This is a genomic window from Micromonospora sp. NPDC127501 (assembly GCF_040302185.1).
Classification (GTDB): Bacteria; Actinomycetota; Actinomycetes; order Mycobacteriales; family Micromonosporaceae; genus Micromonospora.
Map to the genome: position 1 here is coordinate 76,896 of NZ_JBEORJ010000014.1, position 20,425 is coordinate 97,320.

At 72.2% G+C, this 20,425-nt stretch carries 19 protein-coding genes; 10 read left to right on the top strand and 9 right to left on the bottom strand.

Going from position 1 to position 20,425, the window contains the following annotated elements:
- Positions 1-186: 186 nt before the first annotated feature.
- Positions 187-1,197, bottom strand: coding sequence for a saccharopine dehydrogenase NADP-binding domain-containing protein (locus ABTW72_RS27550; RefSeq protein ID WP_350863404.1), 1,011 nt, complete (start codon positions 1,195-1,197; stop codon positions 187-189).
- Positions 1,198-1,291: 94 nt separating this feature from the next.
- Between ABTW72_RS27550 and ABTW72_RS27555 the strand changes: the two genes are divergently transcribed.
- Positions 1,292-2,245 (top strand): helix-turn-helix domain-containing protein, encoded by a 954-nt coding sequence (locus ABTW72_RS27555; RefSeq protein ID WP_350863407.1) that lies wholly within the window; start codon positions 1,292-1,294, stop codon positions 2,243-2,245.
- A gap of 8 nt (positions 2,246-2,253) precedes the next feature.
- On the opposite strand, the gene ABTW72_RS27560 is transcribed toward ABTW72_RS27555, so the two are convergent.
- The 4 genes from ABTW72_RS27560 to ABTW72_RS27575 form a co-directional block, all read right to left on the bottom strand.
- Positions 2,254-4,305, bottom strand: a complete 2,052-nt coding sequence (locus ABTW72_RS27560) for an amylo-alpha-1,6-glucosidase (protein WP_502892253.1) — start codon at positions 4,303-4,305, stop codon at positions 2,254-2,256.
- Positions 4,302-4,670 (bottom strand): SCP2 sterol-binding domain-containing protein, encoded by a 369-nt coding sequence (locus tag ABTW72_RS27565; RefSeq protein ID WP_350863410.1) that lies wholly within the window; start codon positions 4,668-4,670, stop codon positions 4,302-4,304. Before ABTW72_RS27565 ends, ABTW72_RS27560 begins: the two co-directional genes overlap by 4 nt.
- Before the next feature lie 81 nt (positions 4,671-4,751).
- A complete protein-coding gene (locus tag ABTW72_RS27570) occupies positions 4,752-5,960 on the bottom strand; it encodes a hypothetical protein (protein WP_350863413.1) in 1,209 nt (402 codons plus the stop codon).
- A complete protein-coding gene (locus ABTW72_RS27575) occupies positions 5,947-6,459 on the bottom strand; it encodes an RNA polymerase sigma factor (protein WP_350863416.1) in 513 nt (170 codons plus the stop codon). Before ABTW72_RS27575 ends, ABTW72_RS27570 begins: the two co-directional genes overlap by 14 nt.
- A gap of 335 nt (positions 6,460-6,794) precedes the next feature.
- Here ABTW72_RS27575 and ABTW72_RS27580 point away from each other — a divergent pair, with 335 nt between their 5' ends.
- The 3 genes from ABTW72_RS27580 (at position 6,795) to ABTW72_RS27590 (ending at position 9,873) form a co-directional block, all read left to right on the top strand.
- Positions 6,795-7,745, top strand: coding sequence for an SRPBCC family protein (locus tag ABTW72_RS27580; protein ID WP_350863419.1), 951 nt, complete (start codon positions 6,795-6,797; stop codon positions 7,743-7,745).
- A gap of 29 nt (positions 7,746-7,774) precedes the next feature.
- Positions 7,775-8,947, top strand: a complete 1,173-nt coding sequence (locus ABTW72_RS27585) for a zinc-dependent alcohol dehydrogenase (RefSeq protein ID WP_350863422.1) — start codon at positions 7,775-7,777, stop codon at positions 8,945-8,947.
- Positions 8,948-9,297: 350 nt separating this feature from the next.
- Complete coding sequence (locus ABTW72_RS27590; RefSeq protein WP_350863425.1) at positions 9,298-9,873, top strand: GNAT family N-acetyltransferase; 576 nt, start codon at positions 9,298-9,300, stop codon at positions 9,871-9,873.
- A gap of 4 nt (positions 9,874-9,877) precedes the next feature.
- On the opposite strand, the gene ABTW72_RS27595 is transcribed toward ABTW72_RS27590, so the two are convergent.
- On the bottom strand, positions 9,878-10,897 hold the full coding sequence (locus ABTW72_RS27595; RefSeq protein WP_350863428.1) for a S66 peptidase family protein: 1,020 nt from the start codon (positions 10,895-10,897) through the stop codon (positions 9,878-9,880).
- A 343-nt stretch (positions 10,898-11,240) separates the two neighbouring features.
- Here ABTW72_RS27595 and ABTW72_RS27600 point away from each other — a divergent pair, with 343 nt between their 5' ends.
- Complete coding sequence (locus tag ABTW72_RS27600; RefSeq protein ID WP_350863431.1) at positions 11,241-11,627, top strand: DUF2267 domain-containing protein; 387 nt, start codon at positions 11,241-11,243, stop codon at positions 11,625-11,627.
- A gap of 34 nt (positions 11,628-11,661) precedes the next feature.
- On the opposite strand, the gene ABTW72_RS27605 is transcribed toward ABTW72_RS27600, so the two are convergent.
- Entirely contained in the window at positions 11,662-13,140 is a 1,479-nt protein-coding gene (locus ABTW72_RS27605) for a glutamate-cysteine ligase family protein (protein ID WP_350863433.1), read from the bottom strand.
- 153 nt (positions 13,141-13,293) lie between these two features.
- On the opposite strand from ABTW72_RS27605, the gene ABTW72_RS27610 reads away from it, so the two are divergent.
- Complete coding sequence (locus tag ABTW72_RS27610) at positions 13,294-13,632, top strand: DUF3817 domain-containing protein (RefSeq protein WP_112602008.1); 339 nt, start codon at positions 13,294-13,296, stop codon at positions 13,630-13,632.
- 60 nt (positions 13,633-13,692) lie between these two features.
- On the opposite strand, the gene ABTW72_RS27615 is transcribed toward ABTW72_RS27610, so the two are convergent.
- Positions 13,693-14,241: a hypothetical protein gene (locus ABTW72_RS27615; protein WP_350863674.1), complete on the bottom strand. Its 549-nt coding sequence runs from the start codon at positions 14,239-14,241 to the stop codon at positions 13,693-13,695.
- Between the two features lie 142 nt (positions 14,242-14,383).
- Between ABTW72_RS27615 and ABTW72_RS27620 the strand changes: the two genes are divergently transcribed.
- From ABTW72_RS27620 to ABTW72_RS27630, 3 genes are read left to right on the top strand one after another with little or no spacing between them, the layout of a single operon-like run.
- On the top strand, positions 14,384-15,508 hold the full coding sequence (locus tag ABTW72_RS27620) for a baeRF2 domain-containing protein (protein ID WP_350863435.1): 1,125 nt from the start codon (positions 14,384-14,386) through the stop codon (positions 15,506-15,508).
- Complete coding sequence (locus ABTW72_RS27625) at positions 15,501-17,255, top strand: thiamine pyrophosphate-binding protein (RefSeq protein ID WP_350863438.1); 1,755 nt, start codon at positions 15,501-15,503, stop codon at positions 17,253-17,255. Before ABTW72_RS27620 ends, ABTW72_RS27625 begins: the two co-directional genes overlap by 8 nt.
- A gap of 49 nt (positions 17,256-17,304) precedes the next feature.
- Positions 17,305-18,393, top strand: a complete 1,089-nt coding sequence (locus ABTW72_RS27630; protein ID WP_350863441.1) for an iron-containing redox enzyme family protein — start codon at positions 17,305-17,307, stop codon at positions 18,391-18,393.
- A gap of 145 nt (positions 18,394-18,538) precedes the next feature.
- Here ABTW72_RS27630 and ABTW72_RS27635 read toward each other — a convergent pair whose 3' ends face one another.
- Positions 18,539-18,769, bottom strand: a complete 231-nt coding sequence (locus ABTW72_RS27635) for a CDGSH iron-sulfur domain-containing protein (protein WP_112587484.1) — start codon at positions 18,767-18,769, stop codon at positions 18,539-18,541.
- 145 nt (positions 18,770-18,914) lie between these two features.
- On the opposite strand from ABTW72_RS27635, the gene ABTW72_RS27640 reads away from it, so the two are divergent.
- Positions 18,915-20,357: a hypothetical protein gene (locus ABTW72_RS27640; RefSeq protein ID WP_350863444.1), complete on the top strand. Its 1,443-nt coding sequence runs from the start codon at positions 18,915-18,917 to the stop codon at positions 20,355-20,357.
- The last annotated feature ends 68 nt before the right edge of the window (positions 20,358-20,425 follow it).

Consider the following 20,425-nt stretch of genomic DNA (forward strand, 5'->3'; position numbering starts at 1 on the left):
GGCCTTCATCAACTCGCCGGAAAAGAATTAAGGAGGCATGTCGACAAGTGTCCTGGCAGCCAGCGTGGCGGCTCCGGATGACAATTTTTTGCCCCCACAGCCTTAAGTTTCTTTTAAATCCCGCCACCCCCTTCTGGTTCGATGATTACGAGTTTTGAGTAACAAATTATGGCCGAATTATCGGCTTCAGTCGCTCACCGGTTCGACGCGGATGGCCGGCGACAGGGCGCGCAGGAAGTCGGGCGCGTCGAACATCTCGCCGGCGGAGGCGACGCCGCTGGTCCTCGTCCGACCATCGAGGACGCGCCGAACCGCCTCCACGGCCAGGGGCGCGCTGACGGCGTAGATGTCCCGGCCGGTGGCCACGAGGCGGCGGCGCGCGTCGCCACGACGCACGATGACGTCGACCGTGAACGTCTGCGCTGACCGGCCCAGCCCGTCGACCGCGACCGGCGCCGCCGCGGCGGCCAGGTCGGTGGTGGCGTCGACCGTCATGTAGGTGCGGACCTCGGGGATGAGCAGGTGACGGGGGATGGTGACGACGTCGGCCATGGTGAACTCACCGAGGACGGTGCGCCGGCCCAGCGGCGCGGGGAAGTCCCAGTCCATTCTCGGCAGCTCCCCGCCGGAGTGGTACTCCAACCGGCCCCCGGTGTAGCGCACCCGACGGCCGGCGCGGCGCTCGCGGGAGACGACTCCCGCGGCGACCGTCCCGGCCGTCGGGTGCCAGCTGCTCAGTCCGTACGCGACGTGTGCCTCGTCGGCCGACGTCCAGTCGCCCATCGCCGTCGTCGCGAGCAGGTCACCGAGCCCGCCGAAGAAGGCCATCGCCGGGACCACCGCGACACCCGCCGCCCGGGCGCGCTCGGTGAAGTGCGTGAACGTGTCGAGGTTGGCCTCGATCTCGGCCGCCACGTCCACGTACGGGATTCCGGCGCGCAACGCTGCCTCGATCACACCGGCGGCGGTCGACGCGAACGGGCCGGCGCAGTTGATGACCGCGTCCACGCCGGTCAGCGCCGCGTCGAGCGAGGCCGGATCGTCGACCGACGCCACCCGGTAGTCGAGCCCGAACGCCGCCAGCTGACGCGCGTCGCGGCCCACCGGCAGGGCCCCGAACCCGCGCTCGACCAGCTCCGCCATCACGAACCGCCCGGTGTGCCCGTACGCCCCGAACACCGCCACGCTGTGGCCCATCGTTGCCTCCTCGAAAGATCGACTGGGACCAGCCTCGCGCAGCGGCCGGCGGCCGACCAGTGTCGGGAACGCCAACCCCCGTACAGTTTCGGACATGGCCCTTGTCGCGATCGCCGCCACCGACGGGATGCTGCACTTCGAACTGGCCCTGGCCTGCGAGGTCTTCGCCCACGACCCCTCCGGCCTGGCCGACCCCTGGTACGACGTGGCGATCTGCGGCCCCGGCCCGGTCCTGGTCGGGCGCTTCCTGGTGGCACCCGACGACGGGTTGGACCGCCTCGCCCGCGCCGACACCGTGATCGTCCCATCGGTCGAGGACGTCGACGCGGACGTACCCCCCGACCTGATCGACGCCGTCCGCGCGGCCCACCGGGCCGGCGCCCGGATGGTCTCGCTGTGCACCGGCGCGTTCGTGCTGGCCGCTGCCGGGGTGCTCGACGGGCTGCGGGCCACCACGCACTGGGCCCACACCGAGGCGCTGGCCGCCCGCTATCCCCGGGTACGGGTCGACCCGGACGTGCTCTACGTCGACAACGGCACCGTGCTCGCCTCCGCCGGCAAGGCCGCCGCGATCGACCTGTGCCTGCACCTGATCCGCCGCGACCACGGCTCGACGGTCGCCAACGCCGTCGCTCGCCGCCTGGTCGTGCCACCGCACCGCGCCGGCGGTCAGGCCCAGTACGTCACCACCCCGGTTCCGGCCCGTGACGACCACCCGCTGGCCGCCCTGTTTCCCTGGGTGCTGGCCCGGCTGGACCGGCCGCTGGCCGTCGAGGACCTGGCCCGGCAGGCGAACATGAGCTCCCGCAACCTGGCCCGCCATTTTCGGTCGGCCACCGGCACCACTCCACTGCTGTGGCTGTCGACGCAGCGGATCCGCCGCGCCCAGGAGTTGCTGGAGCAGACCGACGACAGCATCGACGCCATCGCCCGGGCGGCCGGCATGGGCACCGCCGCGACGCTGCGTCGACACTTCCACCGCACCGTCGGCGTGCCGCCGGACGCGTACCGGCGCACCTTCCGGGCCGCCGGGCCGGCCGTCGGCTGACCGTGCCGTCAGCGCTGGTCGGGGCGTTGGCGGGCGAACGCGTCGCGCTTGCCCCAACGGCCGGGGATGTCCAGGAGCGCGATCCGCCCGAAGGCGGTGGGCAGCGCCGGGTCCACGGCCAGATGGTCTTCGTGCGGGTTGATACCGAGCATGGTGCGGATCAGCAGCATGGTGGCGCCGCTGGACCACGCCTGCGGACTGCCGGCGGTCGGGTACCGGATCGGAAACTTGGTGGTGTCACGGTCGAACCCGCCGAACGCCTCGGGTAGCCGACCCTCGAAGTAGGTGGCGGCGGAGAGGATGCCCTCGGCGATGCGGGCCGCCTCGTTGCCGAACCCGTAGCGGCGCAGACCCCAGGCGATGAACGAGTTGTCGAACGGCCAGACCGTGCCGTTGTGGTAGCCGAGCGGGTTGTAACGGCGCTGCCCCTCGGCGAACGTCCGCACCCCCCAACCGGAGAAGAGCGCCGGACCCATCAGGTGCTCGACCACCCGGGGCGCCCGCTCCGGTGGCACGATGCCGCTCCACAACAGGTGCCCGATGTTGGACGACAGGCTGTCCACGGGGGTGCCGTCGTGGTCGAGCGCGAGGGCGTAGAAACCGCGATCCTCCAGCCAGAAGTCCCGGTTGAACCGCTCGTACAGGGCAGCCGCCTCGCTCTCCAGCCGCTCGGCGAAGGCAGGATCACCCCAGAAGGTACGGGCCAGCCTGGCCCCCCGGATCTTCGCGTCGTAGGCGTACCCCTGGGTTTCGCAGGTGGCCCTCGGGAAGCCCGGCAGCCGGCCGTCGGCGTAGGAGATGCTGTCCCAGGAGTCCTTCCAACACTGATTGTCCAGGCCGGTGGCCCGGTTGCGTCGCTGGTACCAGATGTAGCCGGTGGAGTTCAGGTCCGCGTACAGGTCGATCCAGGCCAGGGCAGCCCGGGCCTCCTGCTCCAACTCCGTCACCAGCGCGGTGTCGCCGCTCCACCGCTCGTACTCGTCGAGCAGCACCACGAACAGCGGCGAGGCGTCCACGGTGCCGTAGTAGGGGGAGTGTGGCTGCTCCTCGAACGCGGCCGACTCCCCGTAGCGCAGCTCGTGCAGGATCCGGCCCGGGTCCTCCTCCAACACGTCGTCGGTCCGAGCGCCCTGCAACGACGCGAGGATCCGCAGTGTCGGTGGGGTCAGCGACGGGGTGACCGGCAGGGTTTGCAGGCAGGTCAACAGGCTGTCGCGACCGAACAGGGTCATGAACCAGGGCAGGCCGGCCGCTGGCACGCTCGCCCCGCCCAGCGAGAGCGGGGCGAAGCGCAGCGCGGCCAGGTCCACCAGGCTGCGGTGGTACACCTGCTGGAGGCCGACGCTGTCGGTGTCCAGGGTCGGGGCCGCCGCGACCCAGGCCTGCACGCTCGTGGGCAGGGTGGAGTCGTCCGGCCGTAGGGCCCGCAGGGCGGACCGCAGGTCGACGCCGTCCGGGCGCAGCGCCAACATGACGGCCTGCAACCGGGTGGACCACTGCTGCCCGGGGCGCAGCCGGACCGCGAAGCCAAGGCCGTCCGGGCCGAACTCCGCGGGCTCGCTGGCCGACACGACGACCTCACGCCGGTAGGTGCCGCGCCGGTAGCCCAGGCGCAACTCGTTCGGGCCGACGTGCGTGTAGTGCGCGCCGCTCTTCTCGCCGACGTCGAACTTGATCTCGAAGATGTCGGCGAAGTCGGCGGCCACCTCCAGACGCACGTCGAGCGTCATGTCCCGCTCGCCGTAGTTGAAGATCGTCAGCGACTCGGTGAGGTCCGGGCCGATGCGCCTGCGCCGAATGGCCGACACGTCGGCCTCCACGTAGTCCACCGCCGCGCCCGGCACCGCGAAGAACGTGACCTCGAAGTACTGGCTGTCGTCCACCGACAACGCGGTCATGCACTCGCCGTTGACGGTGAGCCTCCAACGGGACAGGAAGCGCGTGTCAGCGGCGAAGAGGCCGACCGGGGTGCTCGGGGATGACTGCACGTCGCCGCTGGCGTCGGACACCATGAAGGTGTTCCCGTCGATGCACGCCACGGTGCCCGCGATGTCCCTCACCGGTCACGCCCACTGTCGGGATCGTCGCCCTGAAGCCGCCCTGGCTCTCGCGGAAACAGCCGCCCGATGCGCAACGCCAGGGCGAGATCACCGTCGACCATGATCTCGCCCCGGGTGATCGCCGCCAGCCCGTTCACCTCGCCCCGCGCCATCGCCTCCGCGAGCTGCGCGGACACCTGGATCACCGTGGTGGCGGGGGCATCGCTTCGGGTCACCCGCATCCGGCCATGATCGATGTCCAGCAGCCACTGCTCCAGGTTGCCGTCGTCGCGGATGTCGAATCGCACGCTGCCACAGACCTTGCTGAACCGTGGATCCTGGCCAGCGACCGTCAACCGCTCGAAGAAGGCGCTGGTCTCCGACATCCCACCTCCTCGGGCGCTGGTAAGAGCGCATGCCGGCTACCCGCTGCCGCGTACTCCTAACGCCGGGTGGTGCCCCCTTGTTCAGGGTGCGAGCGACAAGCGGGTCCAGGTGGTCGCGTCCGTGGTGACGAGGACGTGGTCCGGCTCGCCCGCCGACCCGTCGTCACGCCCGAAGAGCCAGGCGTAGCCGGGTGCGACACTGACCGAACCGACGAGCCGGCCGTACTCCCGGGCGACAGTGAAATGCCGCCCGTCGTCGCGGCTGACCAGCAGCCGCGCCCGGCGGTCGGGTTCGGTGCCCCCACCGGGAGTGATGGCCAGCAGGGACCCGTCCAACCCCACCGTGAGGTCGTAGTGCGGCTGCGCCGGCAGCGCGGCACCGGTGTCCGTCCAGGTCTTCGCGCCGTCGGTGGTCCGCAGCAGCCGCACCTCGCCACCCGCCGTCGACGACTGGGTCAGCGCGTACCCTTCCCGGTCGTCGAGCCCGACCGCCGTGATCACCACCGCGTCGTCGCCCGCCTCCCAGGTGGTCCAGGTCGCGCCTCGGTCGGCGCTGCGGGCGACGGTCGACCCCTGGGAGCCGCCTGTCTGGTACGTGGCCCAGATGCTGCCGTCCCCTGCCGGGTAGAGACTGAACAGCGACCGTGACGTGGGCGCCGGGGTGGTGAGGCGGTACACCGTTCCACTCGACGGGTCCACCGCCAGCGGCTCCGACACCGGCGCACAGCCGAATCCGCAGGGGACCGGTCGGGCCGTCACCGGAAACGTGGGTACGGCGACGATCGCGGAATCCGCGTCCCGCCAGGTGCGGCCGTAGTCGGTGGAGAGGTAAGCCAGCCCGGAGTCGGTGACCAGGTAGGACCGCTCACCGAGTACGGAGAAGTCCGTGCTGCTGCCCGGCGTCCCGGCGGCGGTGCCAGCCGCGCATCGGGTGCCCTCGAAGCGCGCCGCGTCCCAGTCCGACCAGGTGCGGCCGTCGTCGCCGGTGTAGGCGAAGCGCAGGACGCAGCCGTCCTGCCGCACGTCGACTCCGGAGTCGGGCCCGGTCAGCGTGAAATCGCTGAACTGCGTACCTGACGGTGTCGGCGGGTCGGCCGGCGCGGCCCGGTCCGGCTCGGCCATCAGCGGTACGACCGTCAGCCCGGCCAGTACGACCAGTGCGGTCGTCATCGTCGCGACCGACCGGCGCTGACGGGATCGGGCGGTGGTTCGCAGCTCGTCGAGGGGCGGCTGCGACACCGCCTCGGTGACGGTGTCGAGGTCGAACCCGGAGAACTCACGACCGGACATCGATCCTCCCGGTTTCCGTAGCGTCGGTGTCGGCGAGCAGCGCCGCCAGGGCGACCCTGCCCCGCGACAACCGGGACTTCACCGTCCCGGACGACACGCCGAGCGTCGCGGCGACCTCGTCCACCGGCAGGTCGACGAGGTAGTGCAGGGCCAGTGCATGTCGCTGCCCCTCGGGCAGCACGCGCAGCGCGGCGAGCAGGGCGAGGTGCTCCGGGGAGTGGTCGGCGACGGCCGGCGGCGGACCGATGCGGCGCAGCAGCCCGTCGAGCACCCGACGGCGGCGGTACCGGCTGCGGGCCCAGTTCACCGCGACCCGACGCAACCAGGCCTCCGGGTTCTCCAGCCCGGCGAACCGCCCTGGCGCCATCAGTGCTCGGGTGAACGCCTCCTGGACCGCCTCCTGCGCCTCGGTCAGGTCGCCGGTCACCGCGTACAGCTGGACGACCAGGCGTCGGAAACAGCTGGCGTAGAGCTCGGAGATCGGATCGCCGTCGGACACCGTCACCTCCCTTCTCCACCACTTCCACCAACGGGCCCGGGAGAAGGTTCCGGCGGCCGGCCAGAATCCGGGTCAATCGAGGACCGGCGGGGTGTACGCGGCAGTCGCAGCGCGGCTTCACCCGCTGCCCGGGGAGGGTAACGGCGTACAGGTAATCCAAATCGGCCAATGTAGCGATGTCGACCGTTGCCGCAGGCGGTCCCGCCCACACCGCCCGCATCGGACGTTCTGCCCCGAACCCGACCCGCGCGGCACCTGTTCGACATAGCGTCACGGTGGCGGCACCGCCGCCCCGCCGGTGGACCGGCGGCGACGCCCACCGGAAGGGACCGGACATGAGTCGTGTCGACACTGTGCTCCTGCCGGAGCTGGACGGGCCGGTGCCGGCGACGCTGCCGAGCGCGCTCGGCCTGCTGAGCCTGGCCCTGGGAGTGGGCGCGCTGGTCGCGCCCGGACCCATCGCGCGACTGACGGGGGTGGACGACTCCCCGGCCGCGCGGTCCGTGCTTCCGGCCATCGGCCTACGAGAGTTGGGCAGCGCCGCCGGCCTGCTCAGCGGCCGCCGCCCGGCCGGCTGGGCCTGGAGCCGGGTGGCCGGCGACGCCATGGACCTCACCCTGCTCGGCCGCGCCCTCGCTGACCGAAGCGGTGAACGCCGCCGCCGGGTCGCGCTGACCACCCTCGCCATCGCCGGCATCACCGCCGTCGACGTGCTCGCCGCCGTGCGCGTCGGGCGGGCTCGACGCGCCCGCGCCCGGGTGATCCGGATGCAGATCGCGGTGACGGTGAACCGGTCGCCCGCCGAGGCCTACCGGTTCTGGCGGGACATGGAGAACCTGCCCCGGTTCATGGCGCACCTGGAGTCCGTCCGCGCCGACGACCTGCGCCGCTCGCACTGGATCGCCCGTGGCCCGGCAGGGCACCGCGTCGAGTGGGACGCCGAGATCATCGACGACCAACCGAACAAGTCGATCACCTGGCGGTCCCTGCCGGGGACCAGGGTGCCCAACGCCGGCCGGGTCTGGTTCGTGCCCGCGCCCGGCGACCGGGGGACCGAGGTGCGGGTGGAGCTGCGCTACGCGCCGCCGGCCGGCGCGCTCGGCCGAGCGGTGGCGAAGCTCTTCGGCGAGGAACCCGAGCAGCAGGTCCGCGACGACCTGCGCCGGTTCAAGCAGGTGCTGGAGACCGGCGAGGTCGTCCGCTCCGAGGGCAGCCCCAACGGCATCTCCGTACGCCAACAGGCCATGCAGCGACCGGCCCAGCCGCTGCCGGCGTCCCGCCGCTGACCGCCCGAGCTCTCCGAAAGGGACCGAGAATGAAGGCCACCGCCTGGATGGGCACCGACAGCGTCAAGGTCATCGACGTACCCGACCCGAAGATCATGAACGCCCGGGACGCGATCGTGCGGATCAGCACCACCGCGATCTGCGGCTCCGACCTGCACCTCTACCACGGCTACATCCCCGCGATGCGCAAGGGCGACATCCTCGGCCACGAGTTCATGGGCGAGGTGGTGGAGGTGGGCCCGCAGGTCCGCAACCTCGCCCCCGGCGACCGGGTGGTGGTGCCCTTCCCGATCGCCTGCGGGCACTGCTCGTCGTGCCAACGCGGCCTCTACTCGGTCTGCGAGAACTCCAATCCGAACGCCGGCATCGCCGAGAAGATCATGGGGCACTCGCCGGCCGGCATCTTCGGCTACTCGCACCTGCTCGGCGGCTACGCCGGTGGTCAGGCCGAGTACGCCCGGGTGCCGTTCGCCGACGTCGGCCCGGTCAAGGTGCCCGACGAGATCAGCGACGACCAGGCGGTCATGCTGGCCGACGTGTTCCCGACCGGCTACATGGGCGCCGAGATGTGCGACATCAAACCGGGGCAGGTGATCGCCGTCTGGGGCGCCGGGCCGGTCGGGCTGCTCGCCGCGGCCAGCGCCCGGTTGCTCGGCGCGGAGCGGGTGATCGTCATCGATCGGTTCCCCTACCGGCTGCGGCGGGCCGAGGAGCACATCGACGCGGAGACGATCAACTACGAGGAAGTCGACGTGTTGGACACCCTGAACGAGATGACCGCCGGCCGGGGCCCCGACGCGTGCATCGACGCGGTGGGCCTGGAGGGCCACCACGGCAACGCCGCCATGTACGCGTACGACCGGGCCAAGCAGGCCGCGCGAGCCGAGACGGAACGACCGTTCGCGCTGCGGCAGGCGATCCTCGCCTGCCGCTCCGGCGGGGTGGTCTCGGTCGTCGGCGCGTACGGCGGCTTCGTCGACAAGTTCCCGATGGGCGCGTTCATGAACCGCTCGCTGATCATGCGGACCGGTCAGTGCCACGTCCAGCGCTACACCCGGCCGCTACTGGAGCGCATCCAGCGCGGCGAGATCGACCCGAGCTTCATCGTCAGCCACCGGATGCCGCTGCGTGACGCCCCGAAGGGCTACAAGATCTTCCAGAAGAAGCAGGACGATTGTACGAAGGTGCTGCTCAAGGTCTGAGCGGCGGCCAGGTCTGCCGGCGGGGGAGTTTCTTCGCGCGCTGCCTTTGGAGCTGATGTCGCAAACGATTCAGCCCGGCTGGCTCGGCTGCCTCTGCCGGAGAGTCCGGCCGCTGGGCCGGGCTGGGCCGGGCTGGGCCGCGCTGGGCCGGGGTGGGCCCGGGCGGGCCGGGGTGATGTCGTTAACGATTCAGCTCCAAAGGAGCGGTCGCGCGGCATGGAGACGACCCCCCGGTGGTCCTCGCCGCCGTCCCGGAGACCCGACCAGAACCTCGGCTGTCACCGCCGGTCGCTCTGTGTGCCCACGGCGCCGAACCCAGCCTTGGCTCTGCGCGAGCTAGCGTGTCCGCCATGGAAAGTGGCGGTATGTCGGTGCCCGTCTCGGTCGACAGCACTGTCCGGCTACGGCCGGTTGCCGAGCCCGACCTGGCGATGTTCCGGAGGTTCTGCACCGAGCCGGGCCTGATCGGTCTGGACTGGGCCGGCTTCCGGGATGCCGGGGTGCCGGCGCGGCGGTTCGCCGCCGACGGCTACCTCGGCGACGACGACGGACGGCTCGTCGTGGAGGTCGAGCAGGAGCAGGCCGCCGCCGGCGTCGTCAGCTACACCGCTGGGCGTTACGCCGGACGGGCGTCGTACTGGGAGATCGGCATCGCCCTGCTGCCGCAGTGGCGGGGGAGGGGCATCGGCTGGCGCGCCCAGGCGTTGCTCTGCGACTACCTCTTCCACCACAGCCCGGCCCAGCGCATCCAGGCCGGTACGCACCCCGAGAACGTCGCCGAGCAACGGGCGCTGGAAATGGCCGGCTTCCAGCTCGAGGGCGTCGTGCGGGCCAGCGAGTTTCGGGCTGGCCAGTGGCGCGACGGCTACCTGTACAGCCGGTTGCGCGACGACCCGTCCCCCTGGGGCCCGACGCCGCAGGCCTGAGCCCCTAGCGCGGGCGGACCCCCGGCTCCACAGTCAGGGTCCCTGCCGTGGCGTCGATCGTGGCGCGCGAGCCCAGCGGAACGGTGAGCTGCCCCTCGCCGTGCCCCAGCCGTAGCCCGCCCAGGACCGGCACGCCAAGGTCGTACAGGCGGTCCTTGAGCACTGCCGCCGCGTCCCACTCGCCCGGTTCACCGACACTGTTGGTGATCTGGCCGATGACCACACCGGCGACCCTGCGCAGCACGCCCACGCGGCGCAGTTCGGTCAGCATGCCGTCGATGCTGTAGGGAGCCTCGTCCACGTCCTCGAAGAAGAGGATCGCGCCGTCGAACTTCGGGGAGTCCTCCGCGCCGAGCGAGGTGGAGATCAGCGTCAGGCAACCGCCGAGCAGGGGCCCCGATGCCCGCCCCGGCACCACCACGGAAGCGGCTGTCTCGGCCGGGTCCCGGGAGATCGTGACCGATGCGGTGGTCATCACCGCCCTGCGGAGCGCCTCGGCCGACTCGGGGCCGGTGCGGTCGTCACTCCAGTTGACCATGGGGCCGTAGAAGGTGACCAGGCCCGTTTCGCGCCAGAGCTTGCCGTGGATGCTGGTGATGTCGCTGAAACCGACGACCACCCGGGGGTCTCGGCGCAGAACGGACACGTCGATCTGATCGACGATCCGTTGTGTGCCGTAACCACCTCGGGCGGCGAAGACAGCCCGGACGCCCGGGTCGGTGAGTGCGGCGTTCAGGTCGGCCAGCCGCTGCGCGTCGGTGCCGGCCAGGTAGCCGTACTTGGTGAAGACGTGCCTGCCCAGCTCGACCTCCAGGCCCCAGCTCCGCAGGATCTCGATGCCGCGGGCCATGTTCGTGGGGTCGGGCGTGCTGCCGGGCGACACGACCCGGACCCGGTCACCGGGCGCCAGCGCCGGTGCCCGCAGGACGCGCTTCGCACCGACCGGCGCGGCCTGCGCGGACGTGGCCTCCGCCGAGCCGACGAGCACCGCGCCACCGGCCGCCGCCGCTCCCATCCGCAGCATGTGTCGACGGGACAGGGGCACTCGCGCGGGCCCCTGGATCGCGGCTGGGTCTGTTCCGGAAGTGGCCACGGGCGTCCCCTCATCGTGATCAGACGATGTGTGCGAGCTGCCACAGCCTACGACAGTCATCGATCGATATGGGGGTCCACAGGGACGAGGGCCCGATCCGGCTCACCTGGCAACCCGGGTGGCGCTACTGGCATGTTTTGCGAGGCCTCGCCCGCCGACGGCGGAAAGTCCGGGTCCGCGCGCGACCCCGTTTGTCGCCAGGGAGCCTGGGAACTCGCCCCGTTCGTCCGCAGGCAGGCCCGACGGCATGCCGACGAGACCGAAGGAGCAGGGCATGGAGTACGAGCAGATGATCGCCACGGTACGACAGCGCGCGGGCCTCGGTGAGAACGAAGCCGTACGGTCCATACAGGCCGTCCTGTCGGTGCTCGGTGAGCGGCTCGCCGGACAGGAGGCGGACAACCTGGCGGCACAGCTACCGGAGCGGCTGAACGGGTCCGTCACCCGCAACCCGCAGGGCCGCCGGTGGGACGTCGGCGAGTTCCTGAAGAACGTCGGGGACCGCGAACAGGTCGCGAATGCGGACCAGGTGCGTCAACACGCCCAGGCGGTGTTGCGTACCGTCGCCGAGGCGCTGAACGACGACGAGCGACACGACCTGCTCGCCCAGCTTCCCGGCGGCATCATCGATCTCTTCGGTGTTCCCACTCCGCGAGGCTGAGCCCCGCGCCGATCGGGCTACCCGTCCGGAGTGCTCACGGGATCGGCCACTCGTGCACCGGTCGGTTGCTGTGCATCAGGTCGACGTAGTGTCGGACCACTTCGCGCAGCGCCTCCGGCCGGTCCAGGTGGTCGGCCGACTCCAACCGGTGCAGCGTCTCCACCTGCCAGGTCGCGCCGTTGCGGCCAGTCAGGCAGCGCTGCTCAATGATGCCGAGCAACCGGTCACGCTCGGCCGGGTCGAGCCCCCACCGGTCCAGGCCGTGATGCGCCATCGGCAGCAACCGGCGCAACACCAACTCGGTGACGGGCAGGTAACCGAGACCGGGCCAGAAGACCTGCGCGTCGATGCCGTGCCGGGCGCAGCTGGTGAAGTTCTCCTCTGCGGCGCTGAACGACATCTGCGACCACAGTGGCCGGTCCGATTCGGCGAGGGCGCGCACCAACCCGAAGTAGAAGGCGCCGTTGGCGATGGTGTCCAGCACGGTCGGGCCGGCGGGCAGCACCCGATTTTCCACCCGCAGGTGCGGCCGGCCCCGTGACACGTCGTACACCGGGCGGTTCCACCGGTAGACGGTGCCGTTGTGCAGGCGCAACTCGGCCAGATTGGGCACCTCACCGGCCGCGAGTGCCTGCGCCGGGTCCTCCGGGTCGCAGACCGGCAGCAGCGCCGGGAAGTAGCGCACGTTCTCCTCGAACAGGTCGAACACGCTGGTGATCCAACGTTCGCCGAACCAGACCCGGGGGCGTACCCCCTGGGCCTTGATCTCCTCAGACCGGGTGTCGGTGGCCTGCTGGAACAACGGAATGCGGGTCTCGCGCCACAGCTCCCGGCCGAAGAACAGCGGCGAGTTCGCGCCGACCGCCACCTGGACGCCGGCCACCGCCTGGGCGGCGTTCCAGTAGTCGGCGAACTGGGCCGGGCTGACCTGGAGATGGAACTGGGTGCTGGTGCAGGCCGCCTCCGGGGTGATCGTGTCGGCGGTGACCGCCAACCGTTCCACCCCGCTGATGGCGATCGGCAGATCCTCGCCGCGGGCCGCGAAGATCTGCTCGTTGAGCAGCTTGTAGCGGGGGTTGGCCGACAGTGTCTCGGCGGTCAGGTGCTCGGGGCGCAGCGTCGGCAGGATGCCGATCATGACCATGTGCGCACCGATCGCCCGAGCCTTCACCTCGGCGGCGTTGAGGCTGGCCCGCACGTACTCCTCGAAGTCGGCAGTGCCGCTGCCGGTCAGCCGGCGCGGCGGCACGTTGATCTCGATGTTGAACTGGCCCAGCTCGGTCTGGAAGCTCGGATCGGCGATGGCCGCCAGCACGTCGGCGTTGCGCATCGCCGGATTCGACGCCTCGTCGACCAGGTTCAGCTCGATCTCCACGCCGGTCATCGGCCGGTCGAGGTCGAAGCGGGACTCGCGCAGCATCTCGGCGAAGACATCCAGGCAGCGGCGGACCTTGTCGCGGTAGCGGGCTCGATCCTCTCGACTGAAGGTTCGTACGCCGACGTCCTCGCCCATGGTCACCACCCCGTCACCGCTGGTCCCCCTAACCTCGCACGTGATCGGCGGGCGGGGGAAGACCCGAGGACCCTTTCCTACCCAACTGCCCGCCCCGTTAGCCCAGCCAGAGCGGACCGATAGCATTGCGGGCCGAGAGGTGGTGGCGTGCGGATGCGCGAGAAGGTGACCCGGCTGTTCGTCGCGGCGGCGATCGCCGAGGCCTGCTCCTGGCTGGCCCTGCTGGTCGGCATGCTGGTCAAGTACGGTCCGCCGGACAACGAGCTGGGCGTCAAGATCTTCGGGCCGATCCACGGCGGCTTGTTCGTCGCGTACGTCCTGCTGGTGCTGGCCGTGGCCCGGCTGCACCGGTGGAGCCTGCTGGCCACGGCGGTGGCCCTGGCCAGCGCGGTGCCGCCGTTCGCCACCCTCGCCTTCGAGCGCTGGGCCCGCCGCCGGGGCATGCTCGGCGTCGACCGGCAACCGGCCCGCGAGCCCGCCCCGGTCGGCTGAACCACCGACCCGCCCGCACGCCCGCCCCGGTCGGCTGAACCACCGACCCGCCGGGGCCGGTCAGGTCAGCGCGGAGCAGGCCGCGATGCCGGCCACCAGCAGCGTGCCCAGGAACGCCTGCAACAGCAGTGGCGGCCCGAGATGCGACCAGAGGGTCGCCGTACGCGGGGTCAGCAGCTGCCCGGTGGTGAGGTTGACGATCCGCTCGATCCGGGGCGGCAGGTCCGGGTCGCGTTGCGGGCGCAGGGTGAGCTGCACCTGGTCTGCCGGGTGCAGGGCGCTCTGCGGCAGGTGGCCGTGCAGTTCCACCTCGCAGAGCTGACCGGCGGTGTTGCGTAGCCGCACCGGGGTGACCAGGTATTCCGGGCCCTGCTTCAGCTCCTTCCAGCGACGGCGGGTGCCGCCGCCGCCGAACGAGAAGAGCGAGCGCAGCAGCAGGGCGGGCAACCGGGCGAAGGCCGCTGCCGCGAGCACCGCCACCAGCACCGGCTGACCGATGCGTACCTCACGGGTGTAGCCGTCGAGCAGGCGGACCAGCCGCCCGGTGACGATTCGTTCCGTCGGGTGCACGATCCGTCGGGTATCGAGTCCGCTGTCCATTCCCACCACCGAGAGTCCGCTTGTGTTCACAGATCGTATCGACGTCCTCGGTTGAACGACGTGAATGAAACCTGGTCACGGGCTCACGACCGCGAGGTGACATCCCCGGCGACCCGGGTAAGCGGGGGGCCGAGCTGGAAAGGGGTCGAGCATGCAGCTGTCCTTCCTGCGCCCGCTCTACGACCGTCCCGGGCCGTGGTGCTCGGTGTATCTGGACGCCTCCGCGGACACGGAGGACGCCCATCCCGCGTTGGATCTGCGCTGGCGCGCCCTGGAGCGCAGCCTGGCCGAACAGGGGGCGGACGAGGCGAACATCGCCGCGCTGGACCGGGTGGTCCGAGGTCATGATCCGATGGTCGGGGACTACGGCCTGGCGGTCTTCGCCAGTCACGGCCGGGTGGTGCTCTCCGAGTTCCTGTCCGCGCCGCCACTGCGGGACCTGGCCCACGTGGGGCCGTTGCCGCACGTGATGCCGTTGCTCGCTCAACGCGGCGAGCAGGTGGCCTGGGTCCGTGTGGTCGCCGACCGGCTCGGTGCCGACGCCATGGCGGTCAGCGCCGGGGGAGTGCCCCGGCGGGCGCACGTCGCCGGCCGGGACGAGTTCCCCCTGCGGCGGGCGAAGCCCGGCGGCTGGTCCCAGTCGCGCTACCAGCGGGCGGCCATGGAGGCGTGGCACCAGAACGCCGGCGACGTCACCGCGGCGACGGTGCAGCTGGCCGACCAGGTCGGCGCGGACGTGGTGGTGGTCGCCGGTGACGTCCGGGCCACCGGAATGATCGCCGCCCAGATGCCGGAGCGCTGGCAGAACCTGGTGGTCCGTACCGACGCCGGGTCGCGGGCCGGCGGCGCCGACCAGACCATGCTGGACGACCTCACCGTGCAGACCATCGCGGAGGTCGCCGACCAGCGGATCAGCGCCGCGTTGGACAAGTTCGGCGTGCAGGAGGACGTGGGCGGCGGCCTCGACGCGGTCGTCTCGGCCCTGCAACGCAACCAGGTCGACACGATGATCATCGTGGACGACCCGTCGGCCAACGGTGAGCTGTGGATCGGCGCGCAGCCCACCGAGATCGCCGTCGACCCGGGGCAGCTGGCCGCGATGTCGGTCGCCGACCCGCAGCGGGTACGCGCCGACGCGGCGCTGGTCCGGGCGCTCGTGGGTACCGACGCGGAGTTGACCGTGCTCGGCCCCGACGAGGCGCCCGACCTCACCGACGGCGTCGGCGCGGTACTGCGCTACGTCGACCCCAGCACACCGGGGCGCGGCAATGGTTGACCGAACGGTCGCGGACGTCGTGGTGGAGCGGCTCCTGGCCTGGCGGGTGCCCCGCGCCTTCGGGTACCCCGGCGAGGCGATCGCTCCACTGGTCGACGCGCTGGACCGCACCGGCGGCGAGCCGGCGTTCATCCCGGCCCGGCACGAGGAGACCGCCTCGTTCATGGCCACCGGGCACGCCAAGTTCACCGGCGGCATCGGGGTCTGCCTCGCCACCCAGGGCCCCAGCGCCGTCCAGCTGCTCAACGGCCTCTACGACGCCAAGCTGGACAGCAAGCCGGTGGTGGCCATCGTCGGGGAGGACATCTCCGGGCCGCTCGGCGGCGCGCACCAGGAGATCGGGCTGAGCCGGCTCTTCGGGGACGTGTGCAACCAGTTCGTCCGGTACGGGCGCAGCCCCGATGAGGTGGGTGCGCTGCTGGACCAGGCGTTCCGGACGGCGGCGGCGACCCGCAGCCCGACGTGCGTGGTGCTGCCGCGACAGTTGCAGGAGGCGCTGGTACCCGACCTGCAGTCGTACGGCGCGGGGGTGATCACGGCGACCCCCGGCGAACCGCTGGCCCGGGTCCTGCCGCACGAGGTGGACCTGGACGCCGCCGCGCAGCTGCTCAGCGGCGGCCAGCGGACCGCGATCCTGGTGGGCCAGGGGGGTCGGGACGCGGCCGCCGAGATCATCGAGATCGCCGACCGGCTGGGCGCCGGTGTGGCCACCTCGCTGCTCGGCAAGCCGGTGCTCGACGAGCGGTTGCCGTTCCACACCGGGGTGCTCGGCGAGGTCGGCACCCCGGCGGCGGCCGAGCTGATGGGTGGGTGCGACACCCTGCTGATGGTCGGCACCAACGACCCGTGGACCGACTACTTCCCGATGCCCGAGCAGGCGCGCACTGTGCAGATCGACATCGACGGCCGCCGGATCGGCACCCGTTACCCGGCCGACGTGCCGCTGGTCGGTGACGCCGCCGAGACGCTGCGGGCGCTGCTGAGCCGATTGCGCGGCCGGCCCGAACAGCAGTGGCGCGCCACGGTGGAGAGTTCGGTGGACCGCTGGCGGGAGGTCGCCGCCGAGCGCGTCGCCGCCGCCGCGGACCCGGTCAACCCGCAGCTCGTCCTGCAGGAGTTGTCCGCCCGGATGCCGGGCACCGGCGCGGTCGCCGTCGACGTCGGCTCGGTCCTCTACTGGTACGCCCGGCACCTCACCCTGCCACCAGGGGTCAACGCGCAGCTGTGCGGAACCCTCGGCTCGATGGGCTGCGCCCTGCCGTACGCGGTGGCGGCCAAACTCGCCGCGCCCGACCAGCCGGTGATCGCGCTGGTCGGTGACGGGGCGATGCAGCTCAACGGGCTCGCCGAACTGATCACGGTCTCGCACCTCTGGCAGCAGTGGCGCGACCCGCGGCTGGTGGTGCTGGTGCTCAACAACCGGGACCAGAACGGCATGGGTGGCGGGCGACAACCGTCGTCCGACCCGACCCGCCGCCGCCCCGACGTGCCGTACGCCGGGTGGGCCCGGCTGCTGGGGCTGCACGGGGTGCGGGTGGACCGTCCGGAGCTGGTCGGCGCGGCCTGGGACGAGGCACTCGCCGCGGACCGCCCCTGCGTACTGGAGGCGGTCGTCGACCCGGCGGTGTCGCTGGCGCCGCCGGAGCCCGCCTTCGCCGACCTGCGGGGCCTGTACGCCGAGGGCGCTCCGGCCCGGAAGGTCCGCGAGCAGGTGGAGGTCACCGCGAACGCGGACGACTTCGTTTAGCCACCCCGGACCAGGGCATGAGTAGCGGCCCGACGACGCTGGAGGTCCCATGTCCGAGCCCGCCGACCGCCGCTACGGTCCCGCGACCCTGCCGACGGCACGAGGTCCGCTCTCCGCAGCGGTCGTGGAGGCTCTGCGGCACCCGCCGCACGACCTGCCGGTCGATCTCGGCGTCGACCTCCACCCGGCGGACCCGATCACCGACGAGGACCTGCAGCTGACGCTGTTCCTCTGCTACGAGCTGCACTACCGGGGCTGGCTCGGGGTGGACGAGTCGTGGGAGTGGCAGCCGACGTTACTGGCGCTGCGTGCCCGCTGCGAACGGGTCTTCGAGGCGGCGCTGCGTCGGCTGGTCGGCGCGCCGTCGGTGCCCGCCGCCGGGGTGGCGGCCGGCCTGGCCGAGCTGGTCGCGGCCGACGACGGTCCGTCGCTGGCCGCGACGCTGCAACGCCGCGCCGACCTCACCCAGTTCCGCGAGTTCGTCACCCACCGTTCCGTCTATCACCTGCGGGAGGCGGACCCGCACAGCTGGGCGCTGCCCCGCCTCGGCGGCCCGGCCAAGGCCGCGCTCGTGGAGATCCAGACCGACGAGTACGGCAACGGGCGGCTGGACCGGATGCACGCCGAGCTGTTCCGCAGCACCCTCGACCGGCTGGGCCTGGACACCGCCTACGGCGCCCACATCGACGTGGCGCCGGCGGTGACGTTGGCGACCAACAACCTGATGTCGCTGTTCGGGCTGCACCGACGGCTGCGCGGCGCGCTGCTCGGGCACCTGGCCGCGTTCGAGATGACCTCCTCGCTGCCCAACCGTCGCTACGGCAAAGGGTTGCGCCGGCTCGGCTTCGACGAGGTGGCCACCCGCTTCTACGACGAGCACGTCGAGGCCGACGCGGTGCACGAGCAGATCGCCGCGCACGACATGTGCGGCGGCCTGGTCCGCGTTGAGCCGGCCCTCGCCTCCGATGTGCTCTTCGGTGCCGCGGCCGGGCTCGCGGTGGACCGGCTGTTCGCCGCGCACCTGCTGGACAGCTGGGCCGCCGGCCGCAGCTCGCTGCGCGCACCGGCCCCGCCGGCCGTGCCGCCCAAGGTCTCGCTTGTCGCGGCGCCCGCGGTCGCCCCGCCCGCGCTCGTCTGATCCGAGGGGCTTGTCCGCCCTTGCTCTGCACCCGCCCGCGCACCACGCGGTCCGTAACTGGCGCGTCGGCGGGTGCAGAGCTAGGGCGGCTTGCCTCTGGTGCGGTCCTCCGCGTCCTCCCGCTGCGTGACGCGGCGACCTGGGGTCAGCCCTCGCGGGTGGTGCCCGCGCGGAAGTTGATCGCCTTGTGAGTGCCGTCGCAGAACGGCTTGAGCGCCGACTTGCCGCACCGGCACAACGCGACGGTGCCCCGCCGCGCGTCGATGCGCTCGCCGTCCGGGGTGACCAACGCGAAGTCGCCGCGGACCAGCAGCGGTCCGTCCTCGTACGGGGTGATCGTGGCGGCGGCTGGCTCGCTGGTGTCGTCGGTGCGCATGGCCCCGGAAGTGCCCGTCCTGGCCCTGGCGAAACCCGAGCCGCCGAACGCCGGTGATGACCGGGGCACTCCGCTGACCAGCGGAATGTGCCGCCGGGTGGGTGATGCCCCGTTTGAACCCCATCGGGACGGGAAGCCGGGCCGCGTGGTGAGCGAACGAGGCAAGGTGGGGCCGGTGCACAAGGTGCACAAGGGGCTCACGGCCGATGGCGCCGGTCTGGCCGGCGACCGGGTCGTGGCCGCGGGCAGCTCCGCCCGGGTGCTGGTCGCCGCCACTGCCCGGGCACTGCGCGGGGTCGACTGCGCCGACCTCGGGCACACCGGGCCGACGTCGCGGTTCCCCGGTGCCCCCGAGCCGGTACGCCGTGCCGCGGTCACCCGCGCCGCCGGCCGGGTCGCGCTCACCGTCGCCCAGATCGACGAGGTGGACGCCGCGAGGGTGGCCCGCTGGTTCGTCGACCAGTACCCCCGCCGGCGTTACCCCGGGGTGCTGATCGGCTCTCCGCACGGCGCGGCCGCACACCTCGCGGTGGCCCTCGGCGTGCCGTGGCTGCCGGCGGGCTTCGAGATGACCGTGCACTGGTCCGACGGCGGGGTGGACCGCCCGGCGGACGCCGCGGAGCACGGCGCGGCACTCGCCAGCCGGTTGCTCGCGGGCAACGCCGACCTGCACCTGCGCCAGGTGCACTGCCCGGCCAGCCGTGGCGCGCTGGCCGGGGCGACCGTGTCGCTGACAGCCGCGTGGAGGGCCCTACCGGCCGCGTACGCGCGGTTCCTGGCCGACCGGCTGGTGCCGGGTGCCCCCGTGCTGCTGGTCCGCGACGCGCGCACCTGGCCGGCGCTGGAGCGTGGGCCGGGGCACAGCTTCCAGGTCGGCTGCCCGGGCAGTGGGCTGGACCCGGTGGACTTCCACCCGGACAGCCACGCGCTGCGGCAGGTGCTGCGCTCCGTCGGGGGCGACGCGACCCGGTGGGAGCCGCCGGAGGTGTCCGTGCCGTCGGCGTACGCCGAGCACGGCGTCGAGTCGGGCTTCGAGTTGGCCGCGCGGGACTGGTCCACCCGGAACCAGCACCCGCTGCACCGGGTGTTGGTGCCCCGGCCGGCGGCGCTGAGCGCGGGCGTGGCCGACCTGTACCGGCGGTGGCTGCGGCGCGCCGGCAAGACCGGTGACCGGTTGGTGGTGGAGTGCGGTCGACTGCTCGACCCGTGGCAGGTGGTGCGGGCGGGGCTGGTGCCGTACTGGTGTGAGAACGCCACCCGCCGCAGCGTCGACGAGGCCGAGTGGTGGCTCGCCGGCAGCGAGGCGTTCAGCTCGGTGGACGTGTTGCCCGAACCGCCCGGGGTGCGCTCACCCGCGCTGGCCGGGTTGCCGCAGTGGCTGGCCGTCGCCGGGTTCGGCCGGCGGCGTCGGGCGCTGGACCGCACCACCGCCCGGGGTTACCCGGTCACCTCGGTGCCCACCCGCCGCGCCACCGAGGTGCTGCGCGCCCAGCCGTACGACCTGCCCGCGCCGCCCCCGCTGGGGGTCGCCGAGGCACTGGCCGTGCTCCGCGACAGCGGCGGCCACCAGGGGTTGTTGGTCTCCTGAGACGGAGGACGCCGAAACATCCTCGCGAACCCGGGGTCTCGTGATTGAGTACCTACGGAGCGGGAACA